The organism is Lapidilactobacillus mulanensis (genome assembly GCF_003946215.1).
Classification (GTDB): Bacteria; Bacillota; Bacilli; order Lactobacillales; family Lactobacillaceae; genus Lapidilactobacillus; species Lapidilactobacillus mulanensis.
This window is the reverse complement of the sequence record NZ_RHOW01000019.1, coordinates 21763-40507: the sequence shown is the minus strand read 5'-3', so window position 1 is coordinate 40507 and position 18745 is coordinate 21763. Positions and strand designations below refer to the sequence as shown.

Annotated in this window: 19 protein-coding genes; 2 read left to right on the top strand and 17 right to left on the bottom strand. The window is 38.2% G+C overall.

The genetic code is table 11. The annotated features are described in order from the left end of the window. Positions 1-602: 602 nt before the first annotated feature. From EKM67_RS06315 to EKM67_RS06235, 17 genes are all read right to left on the bottom strand, one after another. Entirely contained in the window at positions 603-1238 is a 636-nt protein-coding gene (locus EKM67_RS06315; protein WP_125578185.1) for a hypothetical protein, read from the bottom strand. Positions 1239-1280: 42 nt separating this feature from the next. Then, positions 1281-1910, bottom strand: a complete 630-nt coding sequence (locus EKM67_RS06310) for a hypothetical protein (protein WP_125578184.1) — start codon at positions 1908-1910, stop codon at positions 1281-1283. 19 nt (positions 1911-1929) lie between these two features. Beyond that, on the bottom strand, positions 1930-2862 hold the full coding sequence (locus tag EKM67_RS06305) for an NAD-dependent epimerase/dehydratase family protein (RefSeq protein ID WP_125578183.1): 933 nt from the start codon (positions 2860-2862) through the stop codon (positions 1930-1932). A 162-nt stretch (positions 2863-3024) separates the two neighbouring features. After that, the gene (locus EKM67_RS06300) at positions 3025-4557 is read right to left on the bottom strand and encodes an oligosaccharide flippase family protein (protein ID WP_125578182.1); all 1533 of its coding nucleotides are present in this window, start codon (positions 4555-4557) and stop codon (positions 3025-3027) included. Next, positions 4538-5470 (bottom strand): UDP-N-acetylmuramate dehydrogenase, encoded by a 933-nt coding sequence (gene murB / locus EKM67_RS06295; RefSeq protein WP_125578181.1) that lies wholly within the window; start codon positions 5468-5470, stop codon positions 4538-4540. The genes EKM67_RS06300 and murB overlap by 20 nt, the downstream gene beginning before the upstream one ends. Positions 5471-5482: 12 nt before the next feature. Beyond that, positions 5483-6556, bottom strand: coding sequence for a polysaccharide pyruvyl transferase family protein (locus EKM67_RS06290; protein ID WP_125578180.1), 1074 nt, complete (start codon positions 6554-6556; stop codon positions 5483-5485). A 145-nt stretch (positions 6557-6701) separates the two neighbouring features. Continuing rightward, the gene (locus EKM67_RS06285; RefSeq protein ID WP_125578179.1) at positions 6702-7709 is read right to left on the bottom strand and encodes a glycosyltransferase family 2 protein; all 1008 of its coding nucleotides are present in this window, start codon (positions 7707-7709) and stop codon (positions 6702-6704) included. Between the two features lie 26 nt (positions 7710-7735). Next, on the bottom strand, positions 7736-8890 hold the full coding sequence (locus EKM67_RS06280; protein ID WP_125578178.1) for a hypothetical protein: 1155 nt from the start codon (positions 8888-8890) through the stop codon (positions 7736-7738). 15 nt (positions 8891-8905) lie between these two features. After that, positions 8906-9835, bottom strand: coding sequence for a glycosyltransferase (locus EKM67_RS06275; RefSeq protein WP_125578177.1), 930 nt, complete (start codon positions 9833-9835; stop codon positions 8906-8908). A 16-nt stretch (positions 9836-9851) separates the two neighbouring features. Further along, positions 9852-10688 (bottom strand): beta-1,6-N-acetylglucosaminyltransferase, encoded by an 837-nt coding sequence (locus EKM67_RS06270; protein WP_125578176.1) that lies wholly within the window; start codon positions 10686-10688, stop codon positions 9852-9854. A gap of 91 nt (positions 10689-10779) precedes the next feature. Next, positions 10780-11271 carry a glycosyltransferase gene (locus EKM67_RS06265; RefSeq protein ID WP_125578175.1) on the bottom strand — a complete coding sequence of 164 codons (492 nt, stop codon included), beginning with the start codon at positions 11269-11271 and terminating at the stop codon, positions 10780-10782. Next, positions 11271-11720: a PssD/Cps14F family polysaccharide biosynthesis glycosyltransferase gene (pssD, locus tag EKM67_RS06260; protein ID WP_125578187.1), complete on the bottom strand. Its 450-nt coding sequence runs from the start codon at positions 11718-11720 to the stop codon at positions 11271-11273. The genes EKM67_RS06265 and pssD overlap by 1 nt, the downstream gene beginning before the upstream one ends. A gap of 18 nt (positions 11721-11738) precedes the next feature. Further along, positions 11739-12455 carry a sugar transferase gene (locus tag EKM67_RS06255; protein WP_125578174.1) on the bottom strand — a complete coding sequence of 239 codons (717 nt, stop codon included), beginning with the start codon at positions 12453-12455 and terminating at the stop codon, positions 11739-11741. Positions 12456-12806: 351 nt separating this feature from the next. Then, complete coding sequence (locus EKM67_RS06250; RefSeq protein ID WP_164506590.1) at positions 12807-13592, bottom strand: tyrosine-protein phosphatase; 786 nt, start codon at positions 13590-13592, stop codon at positions 12807-12809. Continuing rightward, the gene (locus EKM67_RS06245; protein ID WP_125578172.1) at positions 13564-14301 is read right to left on the bottom strand and encodes a CpsD/CapB family tyrosine-protein kinase; all 738 of its coding nucleotides are present in this window, start codon (positions 14299-14301) and stop codon (positions 13564-13566) included. The genes EKM67_RS06250 and EKM67_RS06245 overlap by 29 nt, the downstream gene beginning before the upstream one ends. 12 nt (positions 14302-14313) lie before the next feature. After that, the gene (locus EKM67_RS06240; RefSeq protein WP_125578171.1) at positions 14314-15159 is read right to left on the bottom strand and encodes a YveK family protein; all 846 of its coding nucleotides are present in this window, start codon (positions 15157-15159) and stop codon (positions 14314-14316) included. 71 nt (positions 15160-15230) lie between these two features. Further along, positions 15231-16337, bottom strand: coding sequence for an LCP family glycopolymer transferase (locus tag EKM67_RS06235; RefSeq protein WP_225417329.1), 1107 nt, complete (start codon positions 16335-16337; stop codon positions 15231-15233). A gap of 1326 nt (positions 16338-17663) precedes the next feature. Between EKM67_RS06235 and EKM67_RS06230 the strand changes: the two genes are divergently transcribed. Then, positions 17664-18038, top strand: coding sequence for a hypothetical protein (locus tag EKM67_RS06230; RefSeq protein WP_125578170.1), 375 nt, complete (start codon positions 17664-17666; stop codon positions 18036-18038). Between the two features lie 134 nt (positions 18039-18172). After that, positions 18173-18706, top strand: coding sequence for an HdeD family acid-resistance protein (locus EKM67_RS06225; protein ID WP_125578169.1), 534 nt, complete (start codon positions 18173-18175; stop codon positions 18704-18706). Positions 18707-18745 lie beyond the last annotated feature (39 nt).

The following is an 18745-nucleotide window of genomic DNA, read 5'->3' as shown; positions in this document are numbered from 1 at the left end:
AAACTCCTTCCTAAGTGTACAAGCTTTGATTATTTGCTTGTCTACTTAAGTAGGAGTATAGCCAACTCTATTCTACAGAAGGGACTTCCTTTTTTCTATTTACACAAAATATTTTACACTCTCATTCATTCTAACCACGCATGAACTTCAATTACTCGATGCGAACTTACGTACAGATCAAATCTACTTAATGGAAAAAGACTTTCAAGGTCGGAGCGATTTAAAATCGATTTTCGACTTTAAAGATCCAAAAGAAAAACGCCACGACATCAGATACATGCGGCGCTACATTGAAGGTCGATTTGGTGCATTGCCACAAATACAAGTCGACGAAATGCTAAGTGCATTAAACGCCCCAGGATCTGAGGTGAAATAAGATGGCCCGACGTTCACGCAATCTTCGCATCAAACCGATTATTGCGATCATCGTCAGATCCTTGGTATAATCGAAACCCTTATACAAACATCAACACTTATTTAACCGAAATTTTCGGAGTTACTGAATTCTAAGTTAAAACAACTACCGTCTACTATATTAAAAATCCGTCAAACGTTTATTAGTTTGACGGGATATTTAATATAGTTTAGTGTCTATTAATTATTCACAGATGATCGATTCCAGCCCGCTCTGCCAACGCCTGATCGATCAGCGGCAACAAATGTCCATTGTGTTCGCGCGTATTGTGAGCGCTGATCGAGAAAAGTTGGTGGAAATGATTGGACAATTCCATCACCAAACGCTCAGCCTCCCACTCGGTATCTTCCTCAGGCACCCGAAAAGCTTGAAACTCCCGCTTGAATTCGACCATACCCTTCTGATCGCCAACCGGCGCAACCACACGCGTCGCCGGATAAGTTCGACAAGGAAAACGCTCCGGCCGAATATAGACCATCACATCATCCCCAGTGAACGGATATTGCACCGTCACAATATACCCAGGTTCAGGCGGATCGCCACGATGCGGATCCACATCAGGCACCCAATCCATCAAAGAAATCGGCGCCACCATCGCAGCCTCATAAGAAAACTTCACCTCAGTCACAAACAAGTGCAACGGCTCAATCGTATACCGCGCCAAAAAATCCGCCCGCCATTCTGGTATAGAACGACTAGCAAACTCCGCGTCGGTCAAGTCGGCAATCTCGTGAACCATTGCCTGGTGCTGAATGTCGAAATATTGATAAACATCCAGACCGTAAAAAAGATTGAACCCGTTTTTTGGTGGGATGAGTGCCATGGGAAATGCCTCCTTGAAATCTTACAAATAATCAGCGTTCCCTCACAAACCCAGAGGACACAGCCACGAGTAGTTATTTTTTTTATTCATCACTTCTACTATTCGACTTGACAACCTAATCTCAGAATAACGTTTAAGGCCACGAAAATACCTGTCATAAATCTTTTCAGGAACTTTCGCTTTTATCTTTGGCGAACTTTTTTCAATTATATCCAAAACATCATCAAGAAACTTAACAGACTGGTAGCCTAACACATCCGCGGTTGCAACCATAGTTACGTGAACCGCTACCAGCATTATATCGCTTAAATTCTCAACTGAAAGACTGCCGTTTTCTTGTACATAATGGATTGTTTCGCGGTAACTTGCTAGTCCAGCGGAAAATTCGTCCCTGCTCATTTTTTCAGCACGTAACAGTGACACACCTGTATTCTTTATCAATAACCTCTGCAATTGGATGAGGCCGGTATTTAACTCGTCAATCTTAAAATGTTTCCTCAACTCTTTTTCTTGCGCATTTGACATTTTAATCTGGACATACACAGTGAATCCAACAAGAATACCCATAATAGCGAGTAATACACCCACCACCCAATATACAAAATTTGTTTGGCGGTCAAACAAGGTATAGAGCTGCTCAATCCGTTTCCCATTATTGATTAAAAAAAACATATCTTATATCCTTTTTTTATTATTTCAATGATTCTAGGTACACCGCCACACCGTGTTCAACATCGAATTGAGGCTGATATCCAAGCTTAGATAATTTACTAATATCCGCTAAAGAATCCTTGATATCTCCCGAACGTGGTGGTTGTAACTTCAAGGCTATTTTTTTGTGTGTCAACTTTTCAAAAACTTGAATAATGTCAGCCAAACTACTAGCCGTCCCTGTTGCAACATTGTACACATCATGGCTGGCGCTTGGAGTTTTCATTAACAGCAATAGTGCTTGCACAACATCACCAACAAAAACAAAATCACGCGTTTGAGATCCATCACCGAAAAGTGTAAATTGTTTATCATTTATAATAGCATTGCTGATTAATGATAATACTCCAGAATATGGTGATTTCGGATTCTGTCTTGGTCCATATACATTAAAGAAACGAACACAAACAGTATTTAACCCATACAGATTACCATAATCAATAACAAAGCGCTCCGTTGCGAATTTATCAATAGCATACGGTGTCAAAGGCCTCACCATAGTTGTTTCTACCTTAGGTAAAGTTGGATCGTCACCGTAAACAGCGGCAGATGATGAAAATAGTATTTTCTTGACCGGCAATTTGTTAACTCGAATTGTATCTAAGATAAACAAATTTGCATTCTGATTAATTTCATGCGTCTCCAAAGGACGATCAATTGAATCCGCAACACTTGCAACTGCAGCCAACAAATAGACATAATCCGGTCGCTCATCAAGTAATAGTCGCTTCATAAAAGAATAATCAGTAATACTCTTTTCATAAAAAATAATCTTATCTGAGACTGGTAGATTACTCTTTAACCCCATTGAAAGATCATCAACAACCATAACTTTATCCGTTATTTTAACTAATTCTTCTATCAAGTTAGAACCGATAAATCCAGCTCCACCCGTTACTAATGCTGTTGTCATATTCTCACGCTCCAAAAACTATTTATCAAGAGATAAACTCTTCCAAATATCCAATAAAATCAATTGAATGCTTCTGAATATCATCATAACGTACTATAGTTAAGTAGAACTAAATTTTATCCTAGTCGAATTATTTTAAAAAAATATCCGATAGAGACTTATTTATTTTCTACCTTTATTGAGCTTACGCATGAATAAATACCTTTCCTCCGTTGTAAAAACTGTAAACCATAGTGAAATTGAATAAACAATCGCTATCAATGTAGCGTCAATAATAAATCCGATGATAGTATACGAGTCAATTAAACTTATGGTCACCCAACCGAAAATAACAGTAATGATAATCAATGGAATAAATGTAGCAATTGATGACCAAAATTTCACAATGTCTAGCCCTATATGTTTTTGATAATACCAGTTCATCAAAATAATATTACCTATAACAATTGCCAACGCTGTTGCAAATGCCGTACCCAAGGCTCCATATTTTTGAACAAGTACGACGGATAATAGAGCATTCAGTAATGCTATCGCAATATAAAGGACCGATCGAAAAATATGCATATTTTTTGCTTGTTGAATTGCAATACCAGCGTTTTGTATAAGTGGAACGGTGACAGGAATAATAAGAACGAGCAAGATGGGATATGCATTATAGTAGTCTTTTCCAGCCCAAAAGCCTATAAATGGTCGCCCGATAAATATTATCTCCAACAGAATAAAAAGTATCACCATAAATTGTACGCGCCCGATTTTTATAAATAGATCAGTTAAGTGATGATTCATATCAACTTTTGATTCTGCAACAATTCTGTTAATCCTGGGTATATATACATTCGAGATAGCTGTTGAGAAGCTTAAGTAATAGTTATTTAATTGTGCAGCAATACCATAGATTGCCACTGGAACTGCTCCATAGTATCTGCCGATAATGAACTTATCAACATTCCAATTAATTTGATCAGTAATTGCATTTAAAAATAAAAAAGAGGAAAAAATAGCAACTTCTTTCAACTCAACAAAGTCATGTTTTGACCAGAGTAAACGAAATCTTAATTTTGTAATCGCATAGTAAATTTGGAACAATCCTACAATCATCGAGATAACTGTTGTTGCAAGAATCATTCCTAAAGATCCATAACCAGCGTATAGCAGAGGTAATGCAAGGAATGGATTCATAATCTGTCGTACAATTGTTAAAGAATTCTGAAAGATAAATCTCTCGTTTGCTTGTATATATGATACAACTGGAATCAATGGAAAAGAGATTGCAATATTTGCCACCATCAATATCATCAACTTTTTTGCCAACGCTAGCTCAGATTTACTGAACTTACTTCCCAGTACGAAATCTGATTTTGATACAAGAATTATACCCGCTAATGTTGCAATCATACCTAGTAAGAGGAAAACAGACATAAACATACCATTCATTCGCTTAATTGCAGTTTCATCGTTTTGCATACGATGACGCATATAAAAGCGTATATATGCAGGACCAAATCCAAGACTAAATAAACTCAAATAACTAACAATTGAATTCGTCAGGTTATACAATCCATATTGCGACTGACCAATAATCCTAATCATTATTGGGGTATAACCAATTTGTATAACGTAACCAACAATCATTGATGTATATGAGAGTAATGTTCCCACGCGTAATTGCTTATCATTATTCCGTTTTATCATCATTAAAACCTAACAATCTCACTTCTGGCTCTAACTCGATATTGTATTTTTCTTTGACCGCCCGCTGTATGAACCTTACCATCTCATAGTAGTCCTCGCCAGTCATATGATCTACACCAACAATAAAACCTGGAGACTTTGGTGAGATCTCAGCACCTCCTATTCGATAGCCGATGATTCCGAGCTCCGGCAACATACCACCAACATGATATGGCGTTGGTGGTACAAACACAGTGCCCGCCGAAGGTAGATTGAGGGGCTGATTTTTTGCACGTCTTTTATGATACTGAGCCATTTTAGCTCGAATCTTCCATTTTTTCCCAACTCTGACTAAAAGACGTGTTGACAGCACAATACCCTTGTTACCTTGTATTGAGGAATGCCTATACGAATAATTTAAGTCCTTATTTGAAAGAGTCTGTACACTCAGGTCTGGCATCAGTACTTGTGTATCAATCACAATATCTTGAAATTCTTGACCGGCTAAGTATCCTGCATTCATAAATACCCCAGCTCCAACAGTGCCAGGTATTCCTTCCATCCATTGCAACCCACTAATCGAATGATTTAATGCCCAACGCGACAACTGTTTCATTTTGTACCCAGCAGTTACAGTTAAGATGCCGTTTTGTGCGTCAAAGATTGGCTCATTCACAAAATGACTCATACAAATTACGTTGAAATTGAGATTTTTAGATGCGATTGCAACATTTGTCATATCTCCAAGCACTACAACTGGTGTTGAAAGCTGTTTCAATAATTGGATTGAAACTTTTAACTGTTCAAGACTATGTGGAAATATCACAACATCTACATTGCCGCCAGTCTTCGTGTTCGAATATTGTGCCAAACAGCAATCTTTTTTTATTTCCATACCCAGCTTTTCCAAATCAACTATTGCTGCATTACTCTCCATTTGTATACCTCATCAATAAATATCTTCTAGACATGTCTTAATAAAATTTTCTCCGTTTGCTTTTTCTCTAGCCATAATTTTTGGCACTTCATCAAATATAGTGTTTGATAATGTTTGATTAAAATTGTGTCCTGAACAGAATTTGTTGTTCTCAAGTTTGAAGCATAAGAGCAATGTGTCAATGCGTGAAATCATTTTAAAATCAGTTCGGTCAAAAACAATAAACGGTGTACTAAAAACTATTGAAAAAACTGTACAATGAAATGAATCCGTAAAAACTGCAATTGCTCCACGAATAGCGGCAAGAAAAGTTGTTGGGCTAGGTATCCAATAATCAGAATTGTACTTATCACCCATTATCGTTATTATCTTTGCTGTTTTTTGTTTGGCATACTCGTTTATTTCATTATTACTTTCTTGTGTTAAGTTTCCAAGGATATAAACTATTATATAGTCCTCGTCAGGCATAAAATTAGATTTATTAGCAAATACATTCCATTGTGCTGGCGTTAATAATAATGTTGGATCAGCAACGATTGTTGCCCGAATATCAGTTAGTGACTTGATAATTTCGACACCTTGTGTTTCTCTGACTGAAATTCTGTTAATTCCTTCTAATGATTTTTTATAAAATTGTTTATACTGTCCAGTAATTTCCGAAACACCAAAGCTAGCCGCGTATGAAAATCGTTTACTTTTTGGTACAAAATCTAAAAAGTACCGTGAATCATTTTTAATATAATTAGGATTCCATACTTGATCAGACCCTACGAAAAAAGCATCAAAGCTTTTCAAATCTACTAATTCAATTTTTTGAGGCCGCAAATACTTTTCAGTGAAGGGAGAAAGTATTGGTGATTTTTCCTTTATCATTCTGTGATATTGCCGATTTTCGGCACTTAAACGATTAATAATACTTGCCACTATTTTTTTTGGAGTCGGTTTTCGTTGTTTCGTGTTTGGAGAAAGTACAATGTTCTGCACATCATTACCCATTTCTACCAATGCTTGATTTAAAGCGTAATTTTGCAATCTATTGCCATAATTAAAATTTCCTGGCAGTGTAACTACACCAATCTTTTTCAAACGGTTTTCAACCCTCTCTTTTAGTTGCTTTAAATAATCCCACTAGTCACTCCAGATTATTCACATACCGCAAACAATAAGAAATCCAACTACGTATACTCAAATACTTTTTCTTGACCTCTTATACTTTTTTTCCTACAATCCACTATTTTTTTACTTTTATCAAAATAGATTGCAAGACCAATATTATTCTAAACAAGTGAGTATGATATAGCAAAAATAATTTAATGTTATTTTTTTTTGAGATTCTTAAAATCAAATCATGAAGCTGGTAATGTGAAGTAACTTGTTCTTTGAAAAGAGTAATTTTAATATCTAATACTCGTGAAATATCTTTTCTTAAAAATGACTTTTTAAATAAATTATAGTATGCAACAATCAGATCAGTCTCATAGACACCACTAGTATTCAATCCAAGCTGATTCATTGTTTGTTTCTTCTGATCATCCAAAAAGGTAAAAGCACTCAATTCAGGAAAGTTTTCATTTTCTGTCGCTGAACCTTCTCTTAACGTTAAATAATTATACAGAGGCTCCGCAATCACATAGGCACTCTCTAGAAATCTAAAAAAAATATAATTAAATACTGCATCCTCACCAACTGCGAGTGGAGGAAATTTAATGTTATTCTGAACAAGCAGATTTAATCTGTATAGCTTATTCCACGGTGGATTAAACAACTCGTTATTTTCTAGAAAAATGAAAAGATCTCCAATTGCATCTTTGTCCTGATATAATTTATTTTGTTTCGGAATTCTCCTTCGCAGGATTTCAAGATTAGGTCCAATCTTATCATAACCAAAAACAATTAAATCAGGCTTTTCTTCTGCTACTTCAATTGAGAGCTGAGTTAATAATCTATCACTGATTGTGTCATCCGCATCTAGGAAATAGATATATTCTCCTATCGCATGTTCAATCCCAATATTTCTTGCAACTGAAACACCTTTATTTACTTGAGAATAATAATGAATTCTAGGATCCATTTCGGTAAATGATTTGATCATAGCGCCCGTGGCATCTGTAGACCCATCATCAACGAGTATGACCTCCCAGTCCTTAAATGGCTGAGAGAGTATACTTTCCATGGAACCAATTAAATATTCTTCAATGTTATAACAGGGAACGACAATTGAAAAGAGTGGCTTTTCCATTACTTTCCTCCATAATTACTGGTGATCTATACTGAATCCTCTTTAACCAAACACACTGTCAAAAACAGTAGTAGTAGAGAGTATGTGTCCCCTAATTGCGATGAAGTTAAGTAGTTTACGAAAAAAACAAACATCACAAATATATTACGAAATACTGACCCTGAAAATTTCCAAAAGCCAAATGAAAATATTGAGGTACCGAGGATTCCCATTTCCATATATGTACTTAACCCATCCATCTCCATTCCATGTCCACTCAATTGTTGTAGTCGATTGGTTGCGCTTGAAAAACCTGCAGCTCGATAATTTGAATTAATAACCTCAAAGAAATAGCGATCTCTACCCATCAACAATCCATGAACATCAGTAAATCCCAAGTATGAAGCAATCTTTTCAATTACTGATGGTGTCATCAGTTGATATTCTACTGCCGGAATTATTGTAAACAAAACAATTAACAGATAAAGAATCCATTTCTTAACGCGAAAATACCCCCAACGGGATAATGAAATAACAAAAAAAATAATAGAAAAAATAACGTTAACTCTTTTGAATGATAATAAATTAAAAGCAATCGAAAGCAACGATAATTTTTTATTTGTTGTCGCCAACGTAAAGAACATCATACAGCCATAAAAATATGCCGAAAAAGCAGAAGATTCAAACGGTGAGTATGAATTAAAAAAATTTATCTGCATATAATTATCCGCAACTATTAGAACGGGATAATATTCAAATAAGTACAATATCATCACAAGCAAAAAAAACCATTTAACAAGTTGATTTATTTCTTCTCTAGAGTAAATATTTAGAAGCAAAAAACCGTAGAGAAAAGCTGAGTAAATAAAATACACAGACTTAAGCAAATAAGTAATGCTACCCCCATTAATTGCTAGAAATCCAACTGATACAAGCATAATTAAGGCAATCATAACCGTAAGTTGTTTAAGCTCTCTCAGAAAGCAGAAAGACTTTCGCTGCTCCAAAAAAAATACGATAGCAACTAATATTAATGAAGCCCCAAATAAAACATGCCGACCAATACTCCACCACGGGTATGTAAGGGTGTGATTATAAATATTATCTGCTTGCACCTTGATAGCAACAGATGTAATTAAAAAAAACAAATTCATATTTTTAAGCGTTGCAGACACATGTGATATGCCAGTTGATTTTTCCATTTGGTCTCCTTCATATTAGTCTTTCGAAGCTTTTCGCAGGGATAGAGCTCTATAAGTCTCATAACAATATCTAATTAGCTTAGGTTCAGCAATCAGCAGACCTAGCAATTTAACATACTTTATCCTACTTTGATTCCCCCAGCTATTTGTTAATTGAAAGTATTTTATTGCAAAGTAATTATAACGCTGCGCATATTCACTTTTTCGTTGATAATACCTTGAAAAATCTTGGTTTGAAACTCTACTATTCTTGTTACTTTGTGTTTTAATGTACTCAAGTGCTAAGTATGATTTATAATAATTAGAAGTAGTCATACTATTTTTGTGAAGCCGGACATCGACTAGTGTCTGATCAATTCCGTAGAACACAAATCCTTGACGTAGCATGGCAAGCCACAGCTCGTAATCTTCAACAATTCTAAGATTGCTATATCCTCCAACTTTCTTTAAAGAACTGCTCTTAACAGCGACAGTTGGATGACAGATGATATTTTTATACTTTGTTAATATTTTTTTAAGTTTTTTTTCATCAGTTGGAATGGGAGGAGATTCTTTTAATAGCTCACCCGACGGAGTGATTGTTCGAAATCGAGAGTAAAAAACATCAGCGTTCCTATGCTCATTAATCTCGTCTGAAAGAACCTGTAGCCTGTTTAGATCACAAACATCGTCTGCATCCATACGGACAATATACTCCCCCGAACAATATTTCGCACCAATATTCATACTTTGTGCAAGGCCAGCATTTTTAATATTAACAATTAATTTAACGCGTTTATCCGTTGCTGCATAATCCGTCAACAACTCTTTCAGATTACACGCTTTAGGATTATCAAGAACAATTACTAGCTCAAAATCTTTATAGCTCTGGCCAAGTATTGAGTCGATGGATTCAGTTATATCGCTTCTATCTTCATTATAAACAGACATCAAAACTGATAGCATATGTTTGCTCCTAAAACTATTTTATATTAAGACCATCAAAAATTCTTCTTGGCAATCCATTTTCAGATGTAACTTTCCTGGCAAATAAATAATTTCCACTATAGATTTTATCGTAGTCCTCTATCTGTAATGTTTTCGGCGACGCCTTGTTCTCAGACCAATCAACATAACGAATTGAAGTGTTAGCGTGATTATCAGAGCCAATTAGATTTACCCACATTTTATAAATAGTTTGTTTATAAAGCTCATCTGCATTTCCTGAACAATAGAAATATTTAGCGATAAAGCCATCCTCGTATTTGCTCAGCAGGAAAGAAACAAATGAAGAAGTTAGACTGCACCAATTTTCGCCGAAGTATATCGGCAATACTTTACACCGGTTGATATGAAAAAGCTTTTGCAGCAACACCAACATGTGCCCTATTCTCCATCCAATTTGAAATCGTGACAATCCCGTTTGTGAAATCGGATGATAATATTTGACTCTATCCAACATCATTCCGCTGGCTTCCCTCCCAATTTTCAAAAAATCTTTTTCCTTCTCTTGAAAGAACATAAGAAAGTTATCACGGCTTTTTACAAGCATATCTTGTCCGGAAATAAGATGGTAATAGTTATAGGCTTTCTCAAAAGCAGCCTGAAAAAGTGCTATCTCAGCCTTTATTTGATTTTGTCCACCCCAATATATATTAAATTGTGGAACAAAATAAACATGTGAATATTTTGGAATATCCTCTAGATACAAATAATCATTCAGTTGACTCTTTTTGTCAATGTGCAAATAAAAATCAACTGAGGAACAATCGAGCAACTTAATATTATACTCAATTATTTTCGGATCTTTATGTGCCATAATAAGTACCGCATGTCGCAAGTCGTTACACCCCTATATCACCAAAATTATTGACAAAACGAGTTCGATTACAAAAAATATTATTATCAACTCAGTCAATCAATTCGGCAACAATATTTTGAAAATAATAAACAAATTTTTTATTATTCAATTTTATATTTTCATGAGTATTACGATGAAAAGCTCCATCAATCACACTGCCCAAGTTTCTAGTTTGCTGAACCACACTTATTGGAAATTTCCGTTCCACTAACTCATTGCAAAAAGTCACTTGATGATCATTAACGTGCTCATTAAACTTTGCCATTCTAGGAACCACTATAGGAATTTTATTAAGCTGTAGTGCCATAATAAATGATGATGGTCCTCCATGAGTGATAATTACTCTAGCTCGCTGCATATAATCACTCATCTGGTTCATTGTAATAAAATCTTTATACTCACATGCCTTCGGTACATAGGTACTATACCCCGTCTGAATAAAAACTGAATCAGTTATTTTCCCACTAAGCTTTAAATCATCCACAGCCTTAACCAACCGATTAAATGGTTGTTCATGCGTGCCAACAGTTACAAATATCATTAAAAAATACTCCCTAAATTGATTGCCTTTGGATAGACCTTTTTCATTTCTTCCCATTGAACAATAAACTTATCAGTAACAGGATAAACAAGCTTACCAGTAACAGTCGGCTTATCCATACGATCAAACACTTCAATATAGATTGTCTTTGCGCCAAATAATTTTCCTAAATAAAAGAAAGGAACTGCGACAGCAGCCCCAGAAGAGATAATTAAGTTAGGCTTTTCTTTGCGTAGTACCTTGATAGCTAGAAATGTATTTTTAACCAGATTTTTAAAATTTCGATTAGTCGGATAATGGCAGGAATACATTCTTTCATCCTTCAGCAAAGACTTGGCATCCTCTTTAGGAAAGGTAACCCAAAAACGATCCTCATTTTTCCAGAAATCCTTTAGCATGTATAGGTGAGTCAAATGTCCACCACTTGATCCAACCAAGCAAACCTTCAATTTTTTATTGTCTTTCAATTAATATGCCCCATTCGGATGAATCATAATAGCCACTGTCTTGAACATAATTTCAATATCCTTCGCTAATCCACGGGTACGGATATACTGAATATCTAATTCAACCATTTCGTGAAAGCCAACATCATTACGACCACTAACTTGCCATAAACCGGTACATCCAGGTTGAACAAGAAGACGTTGCCTGTCATAATCAGAATACTTGTCAACTTCACCAGGTAGTGGTGGACGTGGGCCGACTAAGCTCATGTCTCCGACCAATGCGTTCCAGAGCTGTGGCAACTCGTCAATACTGGTTTTACGGATAAACTTACCGATATTGGTGACGCGAGGATCATCCTTCATTTTAAACATGGCACCATTAACTTCGTTCTGTGCCATGAGCTTTTTCTTCATTTTTTCAGCACCGACGCACATCGAGCGGAATTTCCACATTCGAAATGCGCGTCCGCCTTGTCCAATCCGTGTTTGTGAATAGAAAACTGGCCCCTTAGGATCATCTAACTTAATCAGCAGAGCAACAATGGCAAACATTGGCGATAGCAATACTAACGCGACTAAGCTTGCAAGGAAATCAAACATACGTTTAACGGATCGATAAGTTATTTGTGCACCAAGTTTTTCTTGGTTTACCCAGTTCAATCCTGAATCATAAGTCTCTGCGGTCTCCCCCAAGTCACGTAGCGGTGTCACTGAATCGCTCTTTTGCTGTTCCATTCCCAATCCTCCAAAAACAACCATAATCGTAAAAAATTCCACTCATAACACCGATTATATAACAATAACCACTTTGTGAACAGATGTTAAACATCCCAAATCTGTGCAATCCTTACCAAACGTGATATTGTTAACCTTTATCCCATTATTACATTTATGTTACTTCTTGATAAGTGAGGTGAATCCGGTGTTTATCTACCATTTTATTTGTGCATTCGACTTTTTGGGTATTTCACAAGTTTGATTCCAAAAAAATATAGTCGTTTTAATTTGAATAAAACTGAACTTGTTCAGGCTTTGATTCTAAATCTCAATCGGCTACTTTTTTGATGTGATGAATTAAACAGTGGCTTAGAAGAACCTTTTACGTTTTTTCAGTAATGTGAGTGGAATTCGATGATCAATGTCCTCACCGTTGATCAGGTGCTTCGAATTTTCGTAAAATTGTGGCCCGTACGCGCGGTCTAATGCGTCGAGTGCCAGATACCCTTCCTTGAGTGCAAACTGGCGGTTAGGTAACATGTGGGCGTCTGAGGCGATAATGTGAACGAGACCGTGGGTAATCAATTCTTGTGAGAATTTCTGAACGCCTTTACCAAAGACACCGACTAAACTGGTGGCGGTCAATTGTCCTAAGGCGCCATTGCTAATGAAATCATAGAGAATTTCGGGATCCGCCTTGATGCGCGCGTTGCGTTCAGGGTGTGCAATGACTGGCGTGATTCCCCGCATGCTGAGTTGAAAGAAAAGTTCCGTCGTGTAAGTTGGCACTTCTTCGTGTGGTAACTCGACTAAGAGATAGCGCATGGCGGAATCAATGCCTAATAGGTCATTAACACGCTGGTCAAGATCCCCATTCAGATGAACCTCTTGTCCCGGGAAAAGAGTTAAAGGGATAGTCTGCTCATCAAGAATCTTCTGGAAGTCGTGTACTTTTTGAACGACATCAAGTGCATGGTTCGTATAATTGCGGTCAAGGTGATGCGGTGTGCAGAGAATATAACCGATACCTTCTCGAACGGCGGCATGCGCAAGCTCAAGCGATTCTTCAACACTCTTTGAGCCATCATCGAGGCCAGGTAAGATATGACAATGTAGGTCGATGAGGCTATTTTTTCTCGGAGTATTCGTAGCCATAGTAACCATCTCCGTTGTTGTAGTATCCCGAATGGCCCTCTGATCTCACATCGTTTAAAACAACACCTAGAATGTTAGCTTGTGCTTGTTCGAGACGTTCCTTGGTATCTACCACAGCACGTTTATCGGTGTAGTTCTGACGAACGACTAAAATCACGCCATCGGCCATGTTTGAAAGAATCTGACCATCAGTCACCGGCAGGATTGGCGGTGCGTCGACGATAATCAAATCGAAATATTGTTTCAATTGATCAAAGACGGTCGCCATCAATGGACTGCCAATCAGCTCGGCTGGATTCGGTGGTGTCGGGCCACTCGGAATAACCGTCAAGTTTTCAACCATCGTTGGATGGCAAACTTCGGTAATATCATCAATTTGACGAACAAGATAGTTGGTCAAGCCACGATTAGCTTCCCGAATTCTAAACGTACGATTAACGGTTGAACGGCGTAAATCGGCATCAATCAACACCACACGTTTACCAGCTTGGGCGAATTCGACCGCCAAGTTAGCAGTCACGATCGATTTACCCTCTGAAGCCATCGCTGAAGTGACCATGATTGTTCGTAAACTTTGTGCTTGTTGGGCAAAGCTGACGTTGGTTCGAATTGTTTTAACCTGTTCGGCAATGACAGACGATGGTTCGTTGACCGTAAATAAATTTGCAGGTGCAACGGGTTCTGGTCCTTTATTTTTTCGATTGAACATTATTTGACCTCCTTAGACACGTTTTGTCGGTGTACCACGTAATGGCTCAATTGGCGTCGAACCTGTCGTCTGTGTTGTCGTTTTCACCTCAGGTCGATCAACAATCGGTGAGAGCGGCACGAATTGTTCGCGCGGACGAAGATTCTGATGTTTGCGGTGACCAGACTTCTTACTCCCCGCATGATAATGAGAGACAATGCCTAACTTGGTCAAGCCTAATTCGTCAGTCAAATAATCGATATCTTTAACATTATGATCGGTCAATTCCCGGAGGAAGGCCAGACCAACACCAATCAATAGACCCAAAACAAAACCAATCATCAAGTTTAACTCTTTACGTGGTGAAACGGCTGACTTAGGCTTCGTTGCACTGGCAATAATCGTGACGTTATTGATCGACAAAATCTGCTTCACTTTCTTTTGGAAAGTCTTGGCGATAATATTCGCAATCGTTGCGGAACGAGCCGCATCTGTGTCGGTCACGTTAACCGTAAAAACTTGCGAATTCTGTTGGTTCGTCACACTGATCATGCCTTGCAATTCAGAAGTTGAAATATCATAGCCCAGTTGCTCGCGAACTTCTTTGCGCACTGGCGCCAGAGTAACTGACTTCGTGATGATGTCTTTATAGGTGTCGATCATCTGAACATCGGCTTGTTGATCACTCAGTTGATTGTTGATATTGTTCTCTTGCTTTCGATTCACCAAGATATCCACACCCGCCTGATACTTAGGGGTCATGAAGACATACGTTGCCACAGCTGAAACCAGCAAGCAGGCAATTGTCGAAGCGATGATCAGGCGCAGATGTTTGCGTAGAATTTTGAGGATACTTTCAATGCTAATTGTTTGGTCCATGATTTACTCCTAGAATTGGTCTATTGAATAAGTTATCTTAACAAGGTTGAGTTTGATAGAACCCGTTTAATTTACTTCGTGGTCTCAGCCGTGTCGCTCTGTGGCGAATAAACGTGGAATTGTTGCTTGGAATCAGTACTTGTAAAACTGAAACCGTTTTGAACATTCAGGCGATTCTGACGCGTCTCTTGATTATCAAGTGTTTCTTTCGATAAGCCCATCTCTGAACGTAGATTGTCAGACAATCGTTGAAGCTCTGTCGTCGATGGAATCTGGATCATTGCCTGTCCCCACATGGCATTCACGCCGTGAAGGTGATCATCCTTGATTGTCTTCGCATAACCCCGATAATCTTTGAAAATGCTGACCATATCATTGAACGTTAAGTTGGTCGTCATGTTTTTAGAAACTTGCTTCAGCACATCTTGGAAATTCGTCAAGGTCCGCGTTGAAACTGCCGCCTTGATTGCTGATGTGATCACTTGGCGTTGACGCGCTTGACGACCATAATCGCCCTGAGGATCATCGTAACGCATCCGTGAGTATGCCAGTGCCTGCTCACCATTCAAATGCATCTTGCCTTTAGTGAAGGTCTTCTTTTCATAAGTAAATGTAAACGGCACGTCAACATCAACGCCACCAACTGCTTCAACAATTTTCGAAAGGCCACCCATGTTGATGGTGACGTAATACTCTAGCGGCACGTTAACTAACGTGGAAATCGAACGAAGTGCCATCTTAGAACCGCCAACCTCATAAGCTGCGTTAAGTCGCTGATAATTAAATTTATCGGCCCCAACAAGCTCTGCCATTGTATCGCGGGCTAAACTCGTTAAAGTCGTTTGTTTCTTCTTGGGATTAATTGTTGTAATGATCATCGTATCCGTACGCCCCTGATAATCACGCCCGAACGCGCCAGTATCTGCACCTAACAATAGAATGCTCAACGGTTTCTTTTCATCGACGATCGTCTTCGCAGATTGCGTTTCCCCAGCCGATTTGTAGCTAGAGTCTAATGCACTCTTTGCTGAAAAAAAGAACCACGCCGCATAACCGGTCACAGCCACTACAATTGCAACTAATAGCCAGATGATAACCTTACGCACCGTGTGTTTCCGATGATGATGATGGTGGTGATGTGTTGATCGATTAATTTGTTGATCATTGTCGTTATCCATGCTCCCACTCCTCTTGTACCCATAATCACTAAAACACGCCTAGTAGATAGTCTAGCATAATCGGCGCAAAAAAAAAATAACAGTTGGAATATTGTGAAAGAATCTTAACATAAGTTATGAAAACATTTGAAAAAAATGCTAAAAAACACTTTTTTTGTGAAATATATCGCTGTGGGACGACTTTTAAAACCCCTAACTGATTCTTGAAGGCTTTGTTTACGTGATGTTGGATTTTGTTTGGTTCCGTCAGAACGCTGCAGAAAAATGTTGCGCCTCGCTGTGGGGATGACTTCAAGCCTTTTGAAAAGCGCAAAAGTCTTGAAGATCACCCTTGTTCTAGCGGGACTTTAGTTTTGTGGATAACTGTGTTGTTAGTCAACTTAGCTGAGAATATTTAAAAGCTTAATAGGTCCCGCAAGAACAATTTCACTGCGAGTCGCAACTTTTTCTTCCGCGTTCTGACTCATCTCGGCGGTTTTATAGTGGTTGCTCTAGCCAACGTCTAGTCCTGTGCGACTGGTTTGTACCGCAACTGTCTTTTGTAGAGGACGAAAGGCGGACTTGATTATCGTTCAGACTTTTTAGTTCAACTATTTAAAGTAAAGGCGACAATGCTCATCATGCTTGAGGAACCCTGTTATTCAGACTCCAGCCTAAACGAAATAGGTTTAGGCAGAAGTTGCGGAAGAAAATAGTGGGATTGCAGTGGTATTTCTGTTAACGAGCGGTGTTTGTGAGTTTACAGAAAGGGAAAATGTGAGATCCGACGGTTTTCCGGAGCTCACATTTTAGGCGGAATAATTTCCGTACTTTGGAAATCCTGCAGCCGTCCCCACAGCAACCTCCCACTATTTTCTGGAGCAACTTCTGCCGAAGGTAGACCGGTTTTTTCTTTAAATCCATTTTGCTCTTGAACAGACCAAATCAGAATTCTAAGCCACCGAAAAAGGAGCTGCGTTAAAAACGCAGCTCCTTTTTCGTTGATAGCTTAAGAACTATCATAATTATCAGCTGTAAACAACAAACGTCATCTACAGATCTCCCCCCGAAGATCACCGATTGCTTCTCAATAGTTGTATAACACATATCTCTATATCACAAATTCATTGTAACCCATTACAGAGCAGGATAACGTTCATCATTTAATAAAAATTCTTATAAAAAATGACAGTTACTCAATTAAACGGCAGATTTCTTACCAAATCAGCCAAACAAAGCTATAATGAAAGTGAAAGCGCATAAAGATCATTAGATTTTTTATATTGTGGCAGTCTAAAGATAATTCAACTATGACAGCTCACACTTAACTAATTAGAGGAGGAAATTATGTCTACAAAACAAGTTTTAATCAGTAACTATCGTGAAGAACACACAGCTCACGCATTTTTGGAATTTTATTTGGCCTTATTTCGGTCGGGTGAATTAGATTCATTATCCACACTTGATCATCAGAATAAAGTCGCCGATATTAATTTTTTCTTGATTGACGCGACTGCACGAGATAATGCACAGCTATTAGATATTCTGGTCGCGCGCAAAAGTTCTGAATTGCAAACACTCTATGATGAAATTGCTAAGGCTGAGCCAGCGGTAAATGGATTAAACACAGTCGATGATTGGCATCAGTGGTATCTAAAGCTCACCAATAAAATTGCGATCCGCACTGCAGGCAGTAGCTGGAATAAGAACCAAACACGTTAAGTCTATCCAACTCCGGTCTGTCATCTTTAGTCCATTTTTTCCAGACTATTGCCCCCATAAATATCAGTCGGAAGATTGATGAGGTCTGGTGCACTATCTGCGAAAATAAAGAATGAACATGGAGGTTGATTAATATGGATAATTTAGTTAAGAATATCAAAAGAAATATGTGGTTGCGCGCGATCCTGTTTATCGTCTTTGGACTTTTGATTGCGCTCAATCCAGGAACGTTCATCAATTTTGCAATTAACGTCATTGCCTTGTACCTTGTGGTGATGGGTGTGCTTAATCTGGTCAGCGGTCTCAAGAATCGGCATGCAGAGACGAGTAGCATGAATTCAACGATGGTCATGGGTATTATCGAATTAGTCGGTGCGTTGTTCGTTTGGCTGTTTGCCAAACCGTTGCTCGGCATGTTGCCATTCGTAATCGGGATCGTTCTGTTGATCCACGGGATTAATTACATCATGCAAGTCCGCAACAACAAGCGTTACGTGAATAGTAGCACCCTGCCGAGTTACGTCTATGGTGGTTTGGTCATCATCGCTGGAATTGTGATGATTTTTAACCCATTCGGCTCACTGACCCTACTCTTCAGCATCTTCGGTTGGTTGCTCGTCGTCATGGGAATCGCCGAGATTTTCGGCACCCGCTTGTTTAAGAAATAAGCAATAACCCCTTAATGATAAAAATAACCACTTAAAATC